Annotated in this window: 9 protein-coding genes; all 9 read left to right on the forward strand. The window is 32.7% G+C overall.

Annotated elements, in window-relative coordinates; genetic code table 11:
* Positions 1-461: 461 nt before the first annotated feature.
* Positions 462-1,007, forward strand: coding sequence for a hypothetical protein (locus U0D62_RS22885; RefSeq protein ID WP_322289687.1), 546 nt, complete (start codon positions 462-464; stop codon positions 1,005-1,007).
* A 197-nt stretch (positions 1,008-1,204) separates the two neighbouring features.
* Positions 1,205-1,684, forward strand: a complete 480-nt coding sequence (locus tag U0D62_RS22890) for a hypothetical protein (RefSeq protein WP_322289688.1) — start codon at positions 1,205-1,207, stop codon at positions 1,682-1,684.
* A gap of 225 nt (positions 1,685-1,909) precedes the next feature.
* Positions 1,910-2,437, forward strand: coding sequence for a hypothetical protein (locus tag U0D62_RS22895; RefSeq protein ID WP_322289689.1), 528 nt, complete (start codon positions 1,910-1,912; stop codon positions 2,435-2,437).
* A gap of 338 nt (positions 2,438-2,775) precedes the next feature.
* Positions 2,776-3,045, forward strand: a complete 270-nt coding sequence (locus U0D62_RS22900) for a biotin/lipoyl-containing protein (RefSeq protein WP_322289690.1) — start codon at positions 2,776-2,778, stop codon at positions 3,043-3,045.
* 519 nt (positions 3,046-3,564) lie between these two features.
* The gene (locus tag U0D62_RS22905; protein ID WP_322289691.1) at positions 3,565-4,086 is read left to right on the forward strand and encodes an OmpH family outer membrane protein; all 522 of its coding nucleotides are present in this window, start codon (positions 3,565-3,567) and stop codon (positions 4,084-4,086) included.
* Positions 4,087-4,105: 19 nt separating this feature from the next.
* The gene (locus tag U0D62_RS22910; RefSeq protein ID WP_322289692.1) at positions 4,106-4,702 is read left to right on the forward strand and encodes a hypothetical protein; all 597 of its coding nucleotides are present in this window, start codon (positions 4,106-4,108) and stop codon (positions 4,700-4,702) included.
* Positions 4,703-4,723: 21 nt separating this feature from the next.
* Complete coding sequence (locus tag U0D62_RS22915; RefSeq protein ID WP_322289693.1) at positions 4,724-11,047, forward strand: thrombospondin type 3 repeat-containing protein; 6,324 nt, start codon at positions 4,724-4,726, stop codon at positions 11,045-11,047.
* A gap of 50 nt (positions 11,048-11,097) precedes the next feature.
* Positions 11,098-21,417 (forward strand): leucine-rich repeat domain-containing protein, encoded by a 10,320-nt coding sequence (locus U0D62_RS22920; RefSeq protein WP_322289694.1) that lies wholly within the window; start codon positions 11,098-11,100, stop codon positions 21,415-21,417.
* A 2-nt stretch (positions 21,418-21,419) separates the two neighbouring features.
* Positions 21,420-22,145, forward strand: coding sequence for a LolA3 family protein (locus U0D62_RS22925; RefSeq protein WP_322289695.1), 726 nt, complete (start codon positions 21,420-21,422; stop codon positions 22,143-22,145).
* The last annotated feature ends 15 nt before the right edge of the window (positions 22,146-22,160 follow it).

Raw genomic sequence — 22,160 nt, forward strand, 5'->3', positions numbered from 1 at the left:
AGGTGGCTTTTTATGTTTTACAACGAAGCTATTTTTTTAAAGCCATTATAAATCCCCGCTCCCGCTAGCTTGTAGCTAGTGGCGGTACGAGTAAGAAAAATAAAATAGCTGCCTATCGTTATTGTGATGGGTAGCTTTTTTATGTTTTACATCGATGCTATTTTTTTTAAACCTTTAAAGATTTCCTGATAATACTAGTTTCTCCATAGCTAGTGCCCATTTATAACAAGTACTATCACAGGTAATAAGATAAAGATAGAAAACTATCTAGAGATAGGTGGTTTTTTTGTTTTAATAAAATAGATTACTACTAATCGTTCAGAATCTTAAATTAACTATAAAAAAACACAAAAATATAGGTAACAATTTACATGATATCGACACATGATTAATAAGAGATGAAGTATAATAATTAAAACCTACTTAATAATAAAAGATAGATAAATTAAAATAAAGTAAATATGAGAAATAGAATACCAAAAGTTTTAATAGGAGTATTAATGTTGGTTTTAATTAGTTGTAGTAGTGATGATAGCTCAGGTGATGATCAGAGCTATATGAGTGCTACCATAGGCGGAGATTTTTGGGAGTCAACAGATCATACATCCACGCTTACTCACATCCCAAGTTTATCAATGCAGCGATATGATCTAACCGGTAAGGATGAAAACTATCAAGTAGGTATGATTCTTTTCGAGGAACAAATTACTGATTGTATGACATCAAAGACTTATGATGATTTTCCTAATAAAATAGTGATGCTTTTTTACTATGGAGTAGGTAATGACAATTTTGTAAGCGAACACAGCAATACTGTGATAACAGATCCTTCGATAGAAAGTGACATTAGAGTTACCGTGACTTCATGTTCTGATGGGATGATATCTGGCACTTTTTCAGGAACTTACTATAAGGTAGGTGACTTGTCAGGGCTTGATACTCCAGAGATAGTTACCATAACAAATGGTGTGTTCAATAATATCCCTTTTACAGTTCAGGAGCTTTAACCTTCGCTGTCTATGACTAGTGGCGTGTATGAGTAAAAAATTATAAAAAATAGAAAGCTACTTATCTCTAGGTAGCTCTTGTTTTTGATTTAGGTAGTAATATTTTAAAAATAATTACCATATTAGAATTTGTATTTTAGATAAATAAGTAGAAAATATAAATATGAGTTTTATTAGATTAATAAAGAACAAAAAAGATGATTCTCAAGAAGAAACAGAAAAAGATGCAAGTAGCGGTGGCTAATTTACTTATCAATACGAGAATTCTATTCCCTTTTTTGCTGATATTTTTTTATCTTTTTACTAGTTGTATTAATAAAGAAGTAGAAATAGAGAAGTGGCAGATTTACCAGATGCATCATAAGGGTAATGATTTGCTTGCAAGTGATAAACAGAATATAGTTTATTCTACAATCCCAATGACTATAGATTATTCTGTGAATAAAATTGTTTTGAATTGGAGAGAGAAGAAAGTTAAATTTAATTTTGATTTTTTAGAAGAAGATGGATATAAGTACTTAAATATTAATCATTCAAATGACAAAAGATTCGTTGGAGAGTTTGGGATGACAATTGATACCATTAGAGTTTCAAGTTCTAATATTGAGTTAAGAATAATTTTAGAATCTAAAGATACCTACCTGGTAGGAAAAAAATCGATTTTTATAATGCCATAAAAAAATATATAAGGAGATGAGTAATCGGTGCGGTTATCTAAAAAATATAGTAAGAGCTTCTGATTCCTCGCTGATCTGTGACTAGTGGTGTGTATAAATAAGAAATTATAAAAAATAGAAAACTACTTAGAGATGGGTAGCTTTTGTTTTTAATTTGAGTTACAAATTTTTACAACAAGAATTTAAGGCATTCGATGTTTTTGAAGTATTAAGACAATAATGATTATGACAAATGAAGAAATAGATAAGCTCTTAAAAGGAGAACTTAAGGAAAATGAAGTAATAGAATTTTTAGTCAGAGACGGAGATTTTATTTACATTTCTACCCCTACTATTGATCAAGTGAATAATCCCGATGATGATAGGTATAAAACTGTAGGAGGAAAAGGGCCTATAAAAATTAATCTTTTAACGAAGGAATTCGAAAGGATTCATTACCTATATTTTCCATCTCATTTATTGACTGAGCCTGTTTTACCTAAACTGTCAGAAATAAAAGAAGGTATAAGAAAACGTAAGTATTTAAATGAAAATGATGTATATAATTTTGTTTCCAATATAAGAGGTGAGGATTTTGATAAGGTTTTTTATCGATTTGAGGCTTATGATGAAGATCATATAAGAGTTAGTTTTAGAATTAAGGATATTCAACAAAAGTTCGAGTGTTTTTTAAATGAAAATAATTTAAATTTTATTAAAGAAAAGGAGGACGAAGGTTTAGAGTTATTAATGGTATACAGATATCCAAGATAGTGTCATTAAATAATTATAGTGTTTTAAACAAGGGATACTTAGAGGTGGGTAGTTTTTGTTTTTAATTAGGTAGTAATATTTTTAAAATAATAACCATATTAGAATTTGTATTTTATATAAATGAGTAGAAAATATAAATATGAGTTTTATTAGACCAATAAAGAATAATTCAGATACGTTCGAAACTATAAAATATAGATTATTGAAGTAACAAATGGAAGTGGTCATTATTTACCAATTTCTGAACATTTAGAATCTGCAATCGAGTTTTTTAGTGAATTAAAAGTTTTGGCAAAAGATTTTAGGAAAAATGTATGGAAACCTAAGAAGAAAAAATAATGAAAGAATTGATTAAAATGCCAAGTGCAATGGAAGAACCAATGCGAGTAGGCGAGATATGTCATTTGAGGAATTCAAAAATTAAAAAAGGAGATATAATTATTATAATAGAAAGTGAGAACTATTATATGGAAATTGAAGCTCCTGTAAATGGTCTAATCCAATATAATGTAGAGGTAAATCAATTAGTAAGGACTGGGGATTTACTATGCGCGATTGATAGAGAACAAGCTATTTTAGGTTTAACAAGTAATTCTTCTGAGGTATAACGTATGAATGATCGCTAGTGCTAGCATCCCTGCTAGTACCGTATCAGATTGGCGTATAATATAAGATAAGAGCTACTTAGAAATAAGTAGCTCTTACTATTTTAATAGAAACCATTTCTATAATTTTTTTAGAAAAAGAAAATATTATTTCCCTAAGTATGTTACTTTTTACAACTTCAAAAACCTTTCAATCCTGCATAAAATATAGGCTCTCAAAAGAATCTTAATTAAAATCAAAAAAAAACAAAAAATTAGGGTAACATATGAGATAGATAAGACATAAATAGTAGAGCAAAAAACAACAATCAATTTGCTAAGTTTAAAAACACAAATCGATGGATATGAAAGAGCTGAGACTAATATATAATTATTATTAAACCAATACAAAAATATCATATTTAGATCACCAATGTATCTAGATAATTATGAAATGATTAATTGTTAATAAAATTAAAATTTTGATCAATTAAAGTAATGTATTTGGCATAGTTTTGCCACCTTTAATTTAAACAAACCATCTTGAAAAAAAAGCAAGTTTTTTTGTTATTAGCCATTAATGGGGTTTTGGCAGTAGCACTCATCATTTTACTATCACTTCATTTTGTTAAGCCTTCAAAGTCTGAGATCGTTTATGTGGATAATGTCGAGTTATTTAATGACTTTAATATGTCTAAAGATCTGGGTAAGATAAATACCGAGAAGATGAATGTTGAAAGAAAAAAAATGGACAGCCTGTATTCAATCTATTCAATTTTTAGAGAACAAAAAAATAAAGAGAAAACTACAGAATTAGAAAAACAACTCAGAGCTCAAGACCAGGAATTAAGAAAGACAAAAGATTTTTTATCCAAAGATCTAAATCGAAAAGTCTGGAATAGATTGAATCAATATATAAAAGAATACGGAGAAACTCACAAGTATAAAATTGTCTTAGGTACCCAGGGCAATGGTAATGTTATGTATGCAGAAGAAGTAATCAATATTACCTCTAATGTATTAATATATGCAAACGAAAAATATGAGGGTAATCAGATAGAATAAAATCCACGGATAATTTATTATGAACAAAAAGATTTACGCACCCATAATTATGGGCTGGGCATTGCTTGTCTTGTTTTCTTGTCAAAAAGAAAAAAAAGACTTCGAATCCAAGGTAGAAGAAAAGATTTATAACCTGGAACAAGCAGGTTGGAAATCCAAATCAATATCACATATATACGCAGATATTTCTTACAAGGCTACAGAAGTTCCTTTGCAATATTATATCCTTAAAAACGAGGGTGATAAGGATTTAGAGAAAGTAGATTCTATATATAAAACCGTAAAAAATGAAAGAGTAATAGAAGTTGAGTTTCAGCAAGAACAAGAAGAAGATTTACTCAAGTCAAAATATACAAATCTTGATTATGAATCATCGGTAAAGTATATGTCTTTTAAGATTCAAAGAGATTTTAAAGTAGTAACGCAATCAGGAGATACCATTAATTGTTCAGGATTAACATTTGAAAGAAATTTTAAAGTAGCACCTTTTAAGAGGTTGCTACTTCATTTTGGCAATATTCCCGAAGGAGAAAATATTCAATTGATATATGATGATCAGTTGTTTGACAACGGATTACTCAAATTTAAGTTTACAGAAACACCAATTAAGCTATAAAATTATAACACATATAGTGATATGATCAATACAATTCGAAAAAGTAAAGTTACCAAGGTAGTGGCAAGTTACCTGGCGATTCAATTAATCGTTCAGATGATGCAACCTATGCAATTATGGGCATTAACCAGTGGACCATCACAACCCGAGTTTAATTCTTTTACACCTATTGGTACTTCTGATATGGTGAACCTGTCTTCAGGTAATTTTAATTACAACATTCCCGTGATGGATGTAGGAGGATATCCATTAAACCTGGCATATGATTCCGGAGTATCTATGGATCAGGAAGCCTCTTGGGTAGGATTAGGATGGAACCTTAATGTAGGTCAGATTAATAGACAAGTACGAGGAATCCCTGATGATTTTAAAGGCGATGAAATGACCTACGAAAATAACATGCGGGATAATGTAACAGTAGGAGTACACGCAGCATTAGATCCTCAGATTTTTGGTATTGAAACACCTGATGGAGTAAATATAACTGTAGGAGCGGATTTAAAATACAACAACTATTCAGGTTTATCTTTTAAACCTTCTTTTGGATTATCTATTGGCTTATCAGATAATGTCACTGTGGGTATGCAGGTAGAAACTTCAGCTACTGAAGGAGCTACGATATCACCAAGTGTAAGTGCAAAATTTGAATCGGGGAAAATGGTAGATGGTGTAATTAGCGGAGCTTTAAATGCAGGAGTCTCTTATAATTCTACTCAGGGTTTAAGTAATTTTAGTTTATCAGGAAGTTTATCTGCCCGTCAATTTGAAGAAAAAACAACAAAAAATGCAGATGGTTCAGAAAGCACCGAGATATCGAGTTTTGCTGGAGGGATAGGAGGCTCTGGAAGAGTTTCTTTCGTAAATCCTACACTAACACCACGTAAACGAACCGCTTTTACTGATATTAATGGTACGGTTGCTCTTTCTTTAGGAGCAGATGTTTGGGGCTTAGATGGAGAACTAGAAGTCTCAGCCATGGGAGCGGTACAAAAAATTAAAGATCCATTAAAAGTAGAAAAAGCATATGGATATGAATTTACCGGCTTTGCAGGAACAAATGATGTATTAGATTACAATAGAGAAAAAGATGGGGTGATTAGTAAATCTACTTTGGTATTGCCTACAACAAGTTATACCTATGATACATATAATGTTCAAGGACAAGGTGCTGGAGGGATGTTTAGACCATTTCGTAGTCAGATAGGACAAATAAATGATGAATTTGTAGAAGATGAAAGTGCCAGTTTTAGTTTAGGTGTAGAGATTGAGCCAGGTTCAGGATTTCATACAGGAGTCAATTTTACAGCTGCTCCTTCTTCAAGTCATACAGGTATCTGGGAGACTAAAGCATTACAATACTTTAAGCAAGAAAGAGAAGATGTTAAAGGAGATGGTGAATCATTAGATTACGAATCTGTATACTTTAAATATATAGGAGAACCTAGAGTAGATAAAGATCAGCAGTTATTTGAAGATTTAGGAGGATATTCGCCAATTGCGTTAAAAATAGGAGGTAGCAAAAAGAGTTTTGATAAATATGCAGATAACCGATTTAGAGTTAAAACGTATAGTTCTGATTTTACGCCAGAACATAAAGATTTGGGAGCAGCAAACTTTAAAACAAAGTTTAAAAGAAAAAATAGAGATGTACGTAATCAAAATATTCTAAAAGTAAGTGCAGAGGAATTGACGAAATTTTATGACGATAAAGAATATGCAGAATCCAGAATAAACGAAAAAGCACAACCACATCATACCGCAGAAGTAAGAGTACAAAATGCAGATGGATCTACCTATGTGTATGGTGAAACGGCTTATAATAATATAAAGAAAGAAGTTACATTTACTACTGATAGCAATAATTATGATTGTGCTACAGGAATTGTAAATTATAATAGCGGAGAGAATACAAGAGGAAACAGAAGTGGTATCGATCACTTTTTTAATGCGGTACACACACCTGCATACGCACATACGTATTTATTATCCTCTGTTTTATCATCAGATTATGAAGATGTAAATGGTGATGGCCCAACAGATGACGATCTGGGAGCATATACACTTTTTGAATATAAAGCTATCCCTCAGGATTATAAATGGAGAGTACCTTATGCGGCTAATACAGCTTCTTATAATGCTGGATTAAACACGAATAAATCGGATCAAAAAGGAAGTTATATATACGGTGAAAAAGAACTGAAATATATCAATAAGATTATCACAAAAACACATGTAGCTCTTTTTGACCTTTCTACCCGTAAAGACGGAAGAGGAACTAATGGAGAAAATGGAGGAAATCCTTCTTCAGGTCAGCAAATGTATAAAATCGATAAAGTACGATTGTATTCTAAACCAGAAGCGATCAAAGCTAAAATTTTAGATGAAGATCCAAATAATGATTTACCTATAAGTGCAATTAAGACAGCACATTTTATATATGATTACTCACAATGTCAGGGAGTTGATAATAATTTAGGAGGTGCACTAGATGCACACGAAATAGATTATGTTGACGGCAATGGAACAGTTAAAAACGGAGGGAAATTAACCTTAAAACAAGTGTATTTTACTTATAGAAATTCTAAAATGGGTAAATACACTCCGTATAAATTTAATTATGGAACCGGTAGTTATGATCAAAATGGTACATGGATTCAGAATGATGCTTCTAATCCTGATTACAACCTTAAGTCCTATGATGTTTGGGGTAACTATAAACCTAATGTAACAGGCGGTTGTAATACTGAAGATCCTATAACGGCACCAGAATTTCCTTTTGTTCAACAAGATGATCGTGAATTACAAAACACATATGCTTCAGCTTGGTCACTGAGTTCGATTAATCTGCCATCAGGAGGAAAGATTGATCTTACTTACGAAAGTGATGACTATCAGTATGTTCAGGATCGCGAGACTATGCAAATGTTTAAAGTCGTAGGTGCTGGAGGAGATGAAACTCCTGCAAACCCAGAATCAAACTCGCGATTGTATAAATTTTCTGGAAACAATGATGCGCGATATCTATATGTGAAATTACCAAGCGAAACAGATGCGCAAGGTGTAAACTTTAATTCTAAATATTTAAAAGGAATTACTGATAAACCAGTCTATTTTAGATTTCTAATGAACATGACAAAAGCTGGAGCTTTGTCTATTAATAATAATGATTTTGATTATGTAACCGGGTATTTTGAATTAGAAACAGATCCCTTAACAGGGAAAAAGAAGGAAGTAAAAGTTTTTAATGCAAATAATGCGGTTTATGCGGCGATACCTATGCAGTTTTCTGATATGGAAGGTGGAGTATCTGGGAATAAACAAGTTAATCCTATTTCAAAGGCAGGATGGTATTTTGGAAGACAATATTTGAATGGCCAGGTCTATGGTATTAATTCTGATTACCGTTCAGAAAATTTTCAAACAATTGCACAAAAAGTAGTAAGCAGTTTTGCGGCTATAAAAGATATTTTTACAGGGCCCAATGCAAAGCTACGTAGTAATCAATATCTATGCGCACAGCGTTTCGTACCCGAAAAATCCTGGATTCGATTATCTACACCAAAAAAATATAAACTAGGAGGAGGAACACGAATTAAAAAGCTGGTGATGAAAGATCAGTGGAATAAAATGGTGGATCCAACCATTAGCGATGATGATCAAAGATACCTTAAAGAATACGGCCAAACGTATGACTATACGTTAGGAGATGGTAGTTCTAGTGGAGTTGCTACCTATGAACCAAACATGAGTAAAGAAAATCCATTTGTAGAACCATTTTATAATAAAGGAGAAAGATTAATAGCACCAAGAGAAGTGAGTTATGTTGAAAAACCGTTTGGAGAATCTTTCTTTCCAGGAGCTACAGTAACCTATAGTATGATTACCGTGAGTAATTTGGCTAGAGAAGGAATTACTAAACATGCTACAGGAAAAGTAGTTACAGAACATTTTACTTCAAAAGATTATCCTACCATAGTTGATTATACAGACATTGATAGTCCTGATAATTTTGCATCGAATCAAAATGAATTTCTACAGAATTTGATTAAAGGACTTTTTGGTCAACCGGTAGAAACTAAAAATGAATTCGCATTATCGCAAGGATTCGTGGTGCATACCAATGATATGAATGGTAAAATGCGTTTCCAGAAAGTATATGCTGAGAATCAGGAAAAACCAATTTCTTCGGTAGAATATAAATACAGTACAGAAGCTTCTGATGTTTCTAAACTAAATAATAAACTTCCTGTAATAAGTAGGGATGGTAATGTTAATTATGACAGACAAATTGGGGTAGATTATGATATAGTTACAGATTTTAGAGAAAGCTATTCAAGATCACAGACCAAAGGATATAAAGGAAACCTGGTTGTATTAATGATTGGACCTTTTCCGGTCCCTGTTCCTATGATCGTTCCTTCATCTACAAAAATAGAAAATGTAGCGCATTCTACTATTACTACCAAGGTGATTCATACCACAGCAGTAATGAAAGAAAAGATAGCAACGGATCTTGGGTCTAAAGTATCTACTATTAACGAAGCCTGGGACGCAGAAACAGGGCAAGTGCTATTAACCCGAACGATTAACGAATTTGATGATGAGTATTATAATTTCAATTTCCCAGCATATTGGGCATATGATGATATGGGACAAGCATCTCGTAATGTCGGAATTACAGGAACTCTTAAAAGATCAGGTGATTTCTTTACGATAAATGAAGCAAAGAAATATTTTACACTGGGTGATGAGATTATAGCAACGTATGGAAGAGCAGAACTAAGTAAACGTTTATGGGTTGTTGGTTTTAATGGTGCTGGCAATGGAGTATTGCTTATGAACAAAAATGGTAGTGTGGTTAATAAATCTGAAGGAGAAGCGATTGAAGATGATATTTCATTTAGAATCGTACGATCAGGACGAAGAAATCAACAAATGGCAAATATGGGAGCCATCACAATGATGAAAAACCCTATTACCGATGAAAACGGAGCGCCTTTAAATAAAGTAGACACTAACACTTTTACATTAAACACAAATACTTCTGCTTCAGATAATTTACGAATTGTAAACGCCAGTGCGGTAGAATATAATGAATTCTGGAATTGTCAATGCGAAAGCGAACTTCCTTTTGCTCCAGAGGCTTTAAATGGCCAGAGTTTAGAAGATATTTCTCAAGAAGATTATCCTTTTGAACCTGCATTTAATCCATATCTCTATAATGCAAAAGGAGAATGGAGAGCAAAACGTTCCTATGCTTATTTAACAGAACGTACTAATGTTAATGAAGGAGCAACTTCTAAAGTAAATACTCGTAGAGAAGGTTATTTTAAAGAGTTTACTCCGTATTATAGCAAGTTGCAAGATGGTGCCTGGCAAAAATCTAATACCGCTGATGATGTCTGGACATTTGCTAGTGAAGTAACACAATACAGTCCGTTTGGGGCAGAATTAGAAAATAAAGATGCATTAGATCGATATTCTGCAGCGCAATACGGGTATAACTACACATTACCAACTGCCGTAAGTTCGAATAGTAGATATCGTGATATGGGTATGGATGGATTTGAAGATTATGCTTTTAAAAATTCAGACAGTGCTCACTTCAACTTTAAAAAATCCGCAGATAAAGATGGTTTTGAAGGAATACAAGTATCGGAAAATGTAGCTCATACTGGTAGAACTAGTTTGCTAATTCCCGCAAACGAAAGTGCTGAATTAGAACGAAATCTTATCGGAGAATTACCAAAGGATATTGATTATGATAATGATAGAGTAGAAGATGATGAAGATAACTGTCCATATGATTCAAATAGAAATCAAGCTGATTATGATGGAGATGGGATTGGCGATGCTTGCGATGATGATGCCGTGCCAAGTATTTTTGGTAGATACACTACCAATGAAGTGCTTTACCTTAATATAGATGGTCATAGAATAAAAGAATGTGTCGGAAGAAGTGCAGAATTCGTAATCCATGGTAATCCTAATGAAACAATTCAATATGCAATCATATTCCATCAAACTAATTATAGAGGAATGTCTTTAAGAATGAATGATAAATTGATTTTTGGTAATGAGGTAACCAATAGACAAGGAGAACGCTTCATTTTTGAAGATATCACATTGGATATCACGGGGCAAAAATATATAGATCTTGATTTTGATGTGGTTAGAGCCAAGAAAAGAAAAGGAGATAATGCCTGGAGAATGGAGTTTATGATATTGAATAAGAGTGACGGAACACCTGTAAGAGGAACTTCGATAGATCTTAGCTCACATGGGAGACGTGTAAAGAGTTGTGGAGAGCCAACCTGGGGTAATTTGGATCAAATTAAGCATTAAAAAGATCATTGATAACTAATCAAAAAAATAATCTAAACCTATTTAGATACATGAAAAATCTAACACAAATAAAGTCAAACTTCACAAAGTTAACTTTGCTGACTTTGTTAACCATTTTTGGTAGTATAAACCTTGCAGCGCAGGTATCTTCTGGAGAGCGTCAGGCATTGATTGATTTTTATAATGCTACAAACGGAGATAATTGGACGAATACTACAGCTAATAATGAACCATGGTTAATTAATGACTCAAATTCACAAGTAACTGACTGGTACGGAGTATCTGTAGTTGATGGAAAAGTAGTAGGGTTAAGTTTGTTTAAAAACAATATAGATGGACAGATTCCTAATTCTTTTGGGGATTTAATAAATCTTAAGGATTTGACATTAAGTTCGAATAAACTTACAGGAGCGTTTCCACAACCAATATTACAATTATCAAACCTAACAAGGCTTGCTTTAAGTAAAACTGAGCTTTCAGGAACTATTCCACCTTCGTTATTTACCAATCTTCCAAAATTGGTATACCTCTACTTAAATCAAAATAGCTTTACAGGAATTATTCCCGCAGAAATAGGACTATTAACAGATGTGATATTTATAAACCTTGGACTGAATCAATTAACAGGTACAATTCCTAATGAATTGGGACAATTAACAAAAGTCACGAGTTTATATCTTAACAATAATCAATTAAGTGGTACGATTCCTAATGCAATAGGGAATATGACAAGCCTTAAAACTTTATCACTTTATAGAAATAAATTAACAGGATCTATTCCAGCGTCTATATCTAGTTTGTCAGAACTTACTAGTTTCTCACTCTATTTAAATAAACTTAGTGGACCAATCCCTGATGGAATAGGGAATCTATCTAAGCTAAAACTGATCCATTTTGCATTTAATGATCTAAGTGGTTCAATTCCTTCAAGTGTTGGTAATTTATCTAAGATTACGTTTTTTAATTTAGAAGGAAATGAATTAACAGGTTCAATTCCTCCGGAAATCGTAAATATTAGCAATTTACAACGATTTAATGTCTCTAATAATAATTTGACAGGTGCTGTTCCGGCAGGTTTTGAAAATTTACCTTTTTTGCAGTTTTTCAGAATAGATCGTAATAATCTAGAAGGAAATATCACTCTAAATACTACTACACAACCTAATATTATAGGCGTAGAGATTGAAGACAATAATTTTGTGTTTTCTAATTTCGAAGCAAATTTTGACTCCTATGTTACAAAACTAGGAAATAGCTTTAAATATACACCACAAGCTAAGGTAGATCAGACAGAAGCGTTGGTTGCAACAGAAAATGGTAGTATTACTTTAACAAGTACTTCACTGACCAGTTCAAACAATACTTATCAATGGTTTAAAGATGGTGTGGCTATAGCTGGAGCTACTAATAAAGATTTAGTCCTTACTAATGTTACAAATGCAGATGCAGGCGAGTATCATTTTACAGTAACTAACAGTACTATAAATAATCTTACTTTAGAACGTAATCCGATTACATTAACAGTAACAGCTGATACTTGTGGTGTTTCTGCTGCCCAGAGGCAAGCCTTGATTGATTTATATAATAGTACAGATGGTCCAAATTGGACTGCTGAAAATAACTGGTTGAGTAACGCTCCCGTCTGTGATTGGACAGGTGTTACCGTTGTAGATGGAAAAGTTACTAAACTTTATCTTTTTGGAGGAGGTGTTTCAGGACCTCTACCAGAATCGATAGGAGATTTAATACATTTAACTTCATTAACCATAACTCGAAGTTACGGTTTGTCAGGATCAATTCCATCCACGATAGGAAATCTAACTAATTTAACAGGAATAGATTTGTTTGGTAATCAACTAACTGGATCAATACCTGTAGAGATAGGTAATTTGACAAACTTAATTTCTTTACGATTAGGAAGAAATCAATTATCTGGTAATATTCCATCTTCAATAGGAAACTTAATTAATTTAACCTCTATTGAAATTAATGAAAACGGGTTAACGGGAGATATCCCTCCATCCATAGGGAATTTGACAGCATTAGAAAATTTTAATGTTGCTATTAATCAGCTTAATGGCCCTATTCCAACTGAATTAGGAAATCTAGTAAACCTAACTACATTAGGTTTGACTAGAAATGCCTTGACAGGAACCATCCCATCATCATTGAGCAATCTTACAAATTTAGCTACTCTTAATTTAAGTATAAACCAATTAACCGGATCAATTCCTGCAGAGTTAGGGACAATGACTAATTTAGTGACCTTAAATGTTGGACGTAACCAATTAAGTGGCTCTATACCTCAAGAATTAGGTAGTTTACAAAACCTGGTAACCCTTGATTTATCAAGCAATACTTTTACAGGTGAAATCCCTGTTACTTTTGAGAATTTATCTAATCTAACAGGGTTACATCTAAATAGAAACCAACTAAGTGGTTCTATTCCCGAAGGAATAGCAGCCTTATCAAAACTTAGTGCATTAAACCTGTCAACTAATCAGTTAAGCGGGAAAGTTCCTGTTGGATTAACTGCGTTAGCATCTTCAGATGTTTTAAATACACTTACGCTAGAAAGAAATAATTTTGTTTTTAATGATTTTGAATCTGAATATACGACGTATTCTAATGAACTAACAACCTACAATTATTTATTTCAAGCTAAAGTAGATCAAACAGAAACATTGCCTGTTTTAGAGAACGGTAGTATTACATTATCAAGTACAGCACTGACTAGCTTAAACAATAGTTATCAATGGTATAAAAATAATACAGTAATTCCTGGAGCGACTTCAAAAGAATATACGATCCAAAATGCAACACTTGCAGATGCAGGAATATATCACTTTACTGCTACTAATAATATAATTACTGATCTTACATTAACACGTAACGCGATAACATTAACAGTGACAGAAGATACTTGTGGTGTTTCTGCTGCTGAGAAGCAAGCTTTAATTGATTTATATAATAGTACCAATGGTCCAAATTGGACGAATAATACGAATTGGAATACCAATGCACCAGTTTGTGATTGGTTTGGTGTAACTGTAGTAGATGGAAAAGTAACTAAAATCTCCCTAATCAATAATGGACTTTTAGGTACAATTCCTGATTCTTTCGGAAATCTAACAAATTTAGATTATGTAGCATTTGCTATTAATCAGTTGTCAGGAAGTTTACCGGCGTCTATCGGTAATTTGATAAATGTAGAGACATTTTCGGTAGAACGAAATGCAATGACAGGGACTATTCCTACATCAATTGGGAATATGACTGCACTAAAAGTTTTGATTTTAGGATCAAATCAGTTTACGGGATCCATTCCTTCTTCTCTAGGAAACTTATCTAATTTAACCACCTTAAATTTATTTAGAAACCAATTAGATGGATCGATTCCTTCAGAACTAGGTAATCTATCTAATTTAACAACTCTAAACTTATTTAGTAATCAATTAGCTGGAGAAATCCCCACTTCGTTAGGAAGTCTGTCAAACTTACTTATTTTAAATCTGTATTTAAATCAACTTAGCGGATCTATCCCTACAGAATTAGGTAATTTATCTAATTTAACCACATTAGGATTAAGTAGCAATAACCTTTCAGGTACAATTCCTTCATCTTTAGGAAGCCTTTCTGCGTTGTCAGTGATGAATTTATATTCTAATTCGCTTACAGGTTCTATTCCTGCAGAGTTTTCTCAATTAACAGAGTTAACCATACTTAATTTATATCGTAATCAATTGAGTGGTACTGTTCCCACAGGTATAGGGAATCTATCAAAACTAGCTACGTTAGGATTATCCACAAATCAATTAAGTGGAGAAGTACCTTCTGGATTGGCAAATCTAGCTTCCTCTAATATCTTGAACGTATTAACATTAGATACAAACAATTTTGTTTTTAATGATTTTGAATCTGAATATGCAAACTATTCTAATGAACTAACAACATTTAATTATTTATTACAAGCAAAAGTAGATCAAACGGAAACATTATCTGTTTTAGAAAACGGTAGTATTACTTTATCAAGTACAGCACTGACTAGTCCAAACAATAGTTATCAATGGTTTAAAGATGGGGTAGCCATTGCTGGAGCAACTAGTAAAGATTATGTTATATCTAATGCTGCAAATGCTGATGCAGGAGTATATCATTTTACCGCCACTAATAGTATAATTGCAGATTTAACACTTGTTCGTAATCCAATTACATTGACTATTAATCCTGATACTTGCGGAGTTTCAGAATCAGAAAGACAAGCTTTATGGGATTTATATATTTCGTCTAATGGGCAGAATTGGACAAATACATTGGCCAATAACCAACCTTGGGATTTAGGAATACCTGTATGTGATTGGTATGGAGTTACAGTTGTAGATGGACGAGTAACGGTATTAAATCTGGAAAATAATAATTTACAAGGAACAATTCCTTCTTCTATCAGTAATTTATTACATCTTACAAGTTTAGATTTAAATACAAATCAATTAATAGGAGAAATTCCTTCATCAATGGGAGCACTGTTAGAGCTTACGTATCTATCAATGCATCATAATAGCTTAAGCGGAGTATTATCACCATCTCTAGGTAGTTTATCAAACCTAATTGTAATGGATCTAAGTTTTAATATGATTCAAGGAGTGATCCCTATTGCATTTTGTAATTTATCAAACTTAGAGATACTTAACTTATCAGCAAATCAATTATCCGGAGGTATACCAAAAGAATTAGGAATCTTAGTAAAATTAAAACGCTTAGATCTCAGAAATAACAATTTCTCAGGAAATATACCTTCTCAATTAGTAGCATTGTCAAACCTTGAGTATCTAGGTTTAAGTGATAATAAACTATCTGGATTTATACCATTTACGGTAGGTCAAAATTCTAAGTTAGAAGAGTTTGTTTTCGAAAATAACAAATTTATCTTTTCTAATTTTGAAAATAAACACCTTGGATATACTCAAAATCTGAATGTTGCTTATCAATATATTCCACAAGCCAAAACAGATGAGATAGAAACAAAAACCGTAACCAGTAATAATGCTATTACACTAACCACCATTTTATCAAGCGAAAATAATAGTTATCAATGGTTTAAAGATAATGTGGTAATTCCTGGAGCAACGTCAAGAGAATATACCATCCAAAACGCAACACTTGCAGATGCAGGAGTATATCATTTTACCGCTATAAATAATGTAATAGAAGGATTGACTCTAGAGCGTAATCCAATTACGTTAGAAGTTAAAGAAACATGTACAGTTGCTATTACTGAACGTCAAGCGTTAATTAACCTTTACAATGCAGTAGGAGGTGCAAATTGGACGAATACGTTGGCTAACAATCAAAGCTGGTTAATTAATGACGCTAATTCATCAATTTGTGATTGGTATGGTGTAATAGTTCAGGATAATAAGGTGGTAGAATTAAACCTTAATAATAATAACCTAACAGGAACTTTACCAGATGTATTTGCAAATCTTCCATCCTTAAAAAAGATCAATTTCAGTAATAACAAATTAGGTGGAGCTGTACCACTTTCCTTGACAACAATTACAACTTTAGAAACATTAGCGATTGAGCATAATGGATTTGTTTTTGAAGATTTCGAAACACAATTTAGTAATTATGCAAGTATAAACTTTAGTTATACTCCACAAGATAAGGTAGACACACCAGATTCACAATCTATTGCATTTGGTGGAACTTTTACACTTACAAGTACACAATTAACCAGCACCAATAATCAATATCAATGGTTTAAAAATGGATTGCCAATTAATGGTGCTACTAGTAAAGATCTTGTAATTACAAATGCTACGCAGGATGATTCTGGAATGTACTTCTTTGAAGCTACAAATACAGTTATTACAGGATTAACCCTGATACGTAATCCTATTAGTATAGAAGTAAGAGCAGAAGGAGATAACTGTGGAGTGTCAGATATTGAAAAACAGGCATTAATTGATTTGTATAACAGTACTGATGGAGCTAACTGGACCAATAATACCAATTGGTTAACTGATACACCAGTATGTGATTGGTTTGGAGTTACTGTTGTTGATGGAAAGGTTAAAGAATTAAAGTTGTCTAGAAACAATTTAACTGGAGAAATTCCATCGAATATTGGAAATCAACTGATTAATATAAGAATATTTTATGCAAGGGAGAATAATATATCAGGTTTAATACCCGAATCCTTTGGAAATGCTTCACTTTTAGAGGGACTTGATCTTCATAATAATAATTTAGAAGGGAGTATACCGATAAGTGTTTTAGAGTTAAACAGTTTATATGATTTAGCTTTAAGTAATAACAATTTGAGCGGGAATATTAACTCTAGGGTTGGAACTCAACCAAACCTAAGAATGCTTTTATTAAATAATAATCAGTTAAATGGAGAAATACCAATTACATTAGGACAAGCTTTAAAATTAGGGCAACTGGATTTGTCACATAATAATTTTACAGGTTCGATATTAGAAGAGTTAGGAACTCTGATTGAACTTCAAACATTGATATTAAATAATAATAAATTCAATGGGGAAATACCAAGATCTTTAAACAGTAATTCATCAAAATTATTTAGAATAAACTTTAGTAATAATGAATTATCAGGAACAATTCCTGCTGAATTATTCAATATACCCAACCTTAAAGAACTAATATTAATAGGAAATGAATTAAGTGGGGTTATACCAACAGAAGTATCCCAGGCTCAACTGTTACGATCATTATTGATTTCAAATAATAAATTGAGGGGAAGTATTCCAGGTGGAATAGACCAATTACCTGACTTACAACAATTTTATTTAGAGACTAATAATTTTGTGTTTAACAATATAGAAAATGAGTTTAATAATTTAAAGTCAAAGCTTGGTACTAGTTTTAGATACTCCCCTCAAGCCAAAGTAGACGAAACAGAAATCAAATCTATTATTTCTGGTCAGTCCATTACGTTATCAAGTACTGCACTTACAAGTACTAATAATAGTTACCAATGGTATAAAGATGGAGCTGCTATTACTGGAGCTGTAACTAAAGATCTAATAATCGAAAATGCTTCGAATTCTGATGCTGGAGTATATCATTTTACAGCTACCAATAGTATAGTTACTGATTTAACACTTGAACGTAATACTATAACTTTAGAAATATTAGCTTCTGGAGCTTGTGAAGTATCAGATGCTGATCGTCAGGCATTGATCGATTTCTACCAAACAACCAATGGTGATGGTTGGACTAATACTACCGATGGTAACCAAGCTTGGTTAATCAATGATCCAACTTCCAAAGTTTGTGATTGGTTTGGAGTAACGGTAAGTGCTGATTATAAAATTGAAAATATAGAACTACCTAATAATAATCTGAGAGGTGAGATTCCAGCTTCATTAGAAATATTAGATGATTTAAAAGTATTGAATTTGGCTCTAAATAATATGATTGGTGAGATTCCGGTTTCATTAACTAATATGCCAAACCTTCAAACACTTAATTTAAGAGAAAATGTATTGGTTGGTGCAATACCTGAGGCAATAAGTAACCTTGCAAACTTACAAGTACTTGATTTAGGAGGTAATAGATTTTCTTCAGTGATTCCTACCACTATTGGAGGATTACAAAATCTAACCTATCTGGACTTAAGTCTTAATAAACTTGAAGATGTTATTCCTGAAGGATTATATACAATAGCTCCTTTACAAACTATTAAACTACAAGAAAATAACCTTACAGGAGGTGTGTCAAATACAATTGGCAATTTGTTACAGTTAGAAGTTTTCTGGCTATCAAAGAATAACTTTACAGGTAGTATTCCGGGTACAATTACTAGCATTCCAGGGTTGTACAGCGTACATCTAGATTTTAACTCATTTGGAGAAGATCTTCCATTGCTGATTCCTAATTTAAATACTCCAAATGCAGACGTACAGATAAATGATAACCGTTTTGTATTTAGTGATTTTGAGCCAGAACATCCAGGATATAGAGATAATTTAATTAATTATACATATATCCCACAGGCTAGAGTGGATCGCACAGAAATTATCACGGTAGAAATAGGAGGGAGTGCGAGATTATTTACAGATGACCTCACAAGTCCTAATAATACATATCGTTGGTTTAAGGACAATGAATTTTTGATTGAGACTACATTAAGAGAGATCAATATTGATAATATAACCGAAGCTGATCTGGGTACTTACTACTTTACATCAACAAATAGTACTATAGAAGGGTTGGTGTTAGAACGTAACCGAATTACATTAAGATTAGAAGATGTAGTAAATCCACCAGTAGACAACATACAATCATTTTGTTTAGCAGAAAATGATGAACCTACGATTGGAGATTTAATTTCACCATTCCCGGGACAAACACAAGTAAGTTGGTTTGAAACCGAAACTGGAGGTACAGCACTAAGCTCAGATACTGAAATATTAGAAACGACTGTATTTTGGGCTGAAAGTAATTCAGCAAATTCTAGAATTGCTGTACAAGCTGTACTCGATGAAGGAATCACAGGATATGATTTTGAGGAATTGGATTTTCAATCTTTTGAAATTTCGTCAAATCCAACAATAGCAAACTTACAACCACAAGGAGCAGATATACGATGGTTTGATGCTGCCACAGGAGGTTTAGAATTAACTTCTATTACAGCTTTAGAAGATGGGAAAGAATATTATGCACAACAAGGGAATGGTACGTGTCGATTTGGAGTAGGGGTGTTTGTAGGAGTTTTAGAACCAGAAGGAGATGGTTGGCAATCTTTCTGTGCCTCTGAAGACGCTACCGTTGCAAATCTTCAGGAAAGATATACTATTCTTAATAACCACCAATTGGTTTGGTACAGAGCAGAAACAGGAGATGCAACATATACATTAGATGAAGGTTTGATAAACGGTGGAGAGTATTTTGTTGTCCAGAAAGATAGTGACAATAATGAAAGCTCGAGAAAGCGAATTATTGTAACCATTTTTGATGTTCCTGCACCTTATGTAGCAGAGAGAGTTCAAACATTCTATACAAATGAATCTGTATTCGTTTCTGATCTGGTTGCTATAGGAAACAATATTATCTGGTATGATGCTCCTTTTGGAGGAACTGCTTATGATTCTTCTGAGCGATTGATAGATGGAGCAACATACTATGCAGCTCAAACCAATATTAATTGTAGACCAGGAGATATAGGGTGTTGTACTAGTACTTTTAGAGAAGAAGTAACTGTTAGAATTACAGAAGAACTACCTCCATCATTGGTAGGATGTGTGAGATTTCGCCCTCAACCAGGAGCACGTTATGTGATAAGTGCCTGGGTTCGAGAAGATGGGTTAGAAGCTATTAACCCCGTTACAAAAAACTTTAGTGAAGAAAGTAATGTTTTTGTAAGTCTATTAAATCATTTGTTGAATGATAAAATCATGGCTTCTTTACCAGAAAACAGGCATATCCCAAGTGTATATATCCCAAAACCAGATACAAGAGAATTTGATGTACTTGTGCCTTTTATCAAAAACGCAACAGACAAGAATCTGACTATTTATAATTTTGAATACATCAAAGAAAGACAAAATGGTGTTGGTCCAGAAAAGACGGTAGGCTTTGAATTTGCATTGACTTCAGAATCAAACGCTCCAAAATTTAGTTACAAAACACCAAGAGTTAGAAATAGACAATCTGGTAGTTTAGTATTAGAGAGTTATAGATATCCTTTATTAAGTAACCCAACTTTAGATTTAGAATTTAGAGAAGCTTCAGTTTGCGGTTCTTCATTTTGTACAAAAACTAATTTCTCGATTCAAGGAGAAGGGCTATCACATTCAGAAAACGGAGCTTCACAAACAAATGCTCCAACATCTCTTGCTTTTTCATCAATAGAGGCATTTACTTATGTATCAAATCCTAATTATCAGGTAATGGATTATGCTAATTCACTATTAAGATTACGATACAGAAATAGTCAAGGTGTTGATATTCCACAAGAAACAAGAAGAGTAGAATTTAGACCAAAAGGAGCAATTATTGATGGTTGGCAAAGAGTGTCAGCAGATTTTACAATACCGTTGGAAGCAACAAATATGGTGATTTCTCTGGAGAGCAATATTCAAGGAGATGCATCTCAATTATTGAACGTCTACTTTGATGATCTACGAATGCATCCTTTTGATGGCAATATGAAAACTTTTGTATACGATCCAATAACACAAAGGTTACAATCAGAATTAGATGAAAATAATTATGCGACCTTTTATGAGTATGACCAGGAAGGTGGATTGATCCGTGTTAAAAAAGAAACCGAAAGAGGAGTATTTACGATTCAAGAGACACGTTCTGGTAATTCTAAACTTAATAATGCACAGGAATAATGATGAAAAAAATTAAATATATAGTTGTTGTAGTATGCTGTCTTGGTTTTGTAGAGCTAGGTTATGCACAGGGAGAAAAAACAAAAGAGCTTCTTAATAAAGTAACAACATCTTATGAAAATAAGAAGCAGTATCAAATTGCTGTCACTTATAATATGCATAGGGGTTTTACAGGCAATACAATCACAGAATCATATAACGGTAAGATGATTAGGAATGATGATTTTACTCAGTTTAAATTGGCAAGTTCTGAAATTCTTCGATTTTCTCAAAGTCAATTGAGCATTGATCACGACGAAAAGAAAATAATATATAGTCAAAATAATAAAAATGGCAATGTTCAAAACTCACCCTTGGATATTAATGGTTTTCTAGAGTATTATGATCAAACAAAGATTACTGAAAAAAATGATGTATTGATTTGTGAGATGGTATCGACCAAAACCAACTTTCAAAACCCGTATGGAAAAGTTGTGATGTACATCAATAAAAATAGTTATCAAATCGAAAAACAAGAACTCTTTTTTTCAACATTAATACCATTTGCAGAGAGTGATAATAATGCTAAAAAGATGGACTATGGGCGCTTAGTAATCTTGTTGAATCATGAAGATTTAAAAAACAAAGCAAAACCAAATCTTGGTGATTATATCGATGTGTCATCAAAGAATAAAATGTCATTAAAGGAACAATATCAAGGGTATACATTAATCAATCAAGCCAACTAAAAAATAAGTGTATTT

Source organism: Aquimarina callyspongiae (genome assembly GCF_034322225.1).
Lineage (GTDB): Bacteria > Bacteroidota > Bacteroidia > Flavobacteriales > Flavobacteriaceae > Aquimarina.

Bases quoted from the DNA above. Each gene is read 5' to 3' on its own strand.
- U0D62_RS22885 (WP_322289687.1), top strand. From the start codon at position 462: ATGAGAAATAGAATACCAAAAGTTTTAATAGGAGTATTAATGTTGGTT.
- U0D62_RS22890 (WP_322289688.1), top strand. From the start codon at position 1,205: ATGATTCTCAAGAAGAAACAGAAAAAGATGCAAGTAGCGGTGGCTAAT.
- U0D62_RS22895 (WP_322289689.1), top strand. From the start codon at position 1,910: ATGACAAATGAAGAAATAGATAAGCTCTTAAAAGGAGAACTTAAGGAA.
- U0D62_RS22900 (WP_322289690.1), top strand. From the start codon at position 2,776: ATGAAAGAATTGATTAAAATGCCAAGTGCAATGGAAGAACCAATGCGA.
- U0D62_RS22910 (WP_322289692.1), top strand. From the start codon at position 4,106: ATGAACAAAAAGATTTACGCACCCATAATTATGGGCTGGGCATTGCTT.
- U0D62_RS22915 (WP_322289693.1), top strand. From the start codon at position 4,724: ATGATCAATACAATTCGAAAAAGTAAAGTTACCAAGGTAGTGGCAAGT.
- U0D62_RS22920 (WP_322289694.1), top strand. From the start codon at position 11,098: ATGAAAAATCTAACACAAATAAAGTCAAACTTCACAAAGTTAACTTTG.
- U0D62_RS22925 (WP_322289695.1), top strand. From the start codon at position 21,420: ATGAAAAAAATTAAATATATAGTTGTTGTAGTATGCTGTCTTGGTTTT.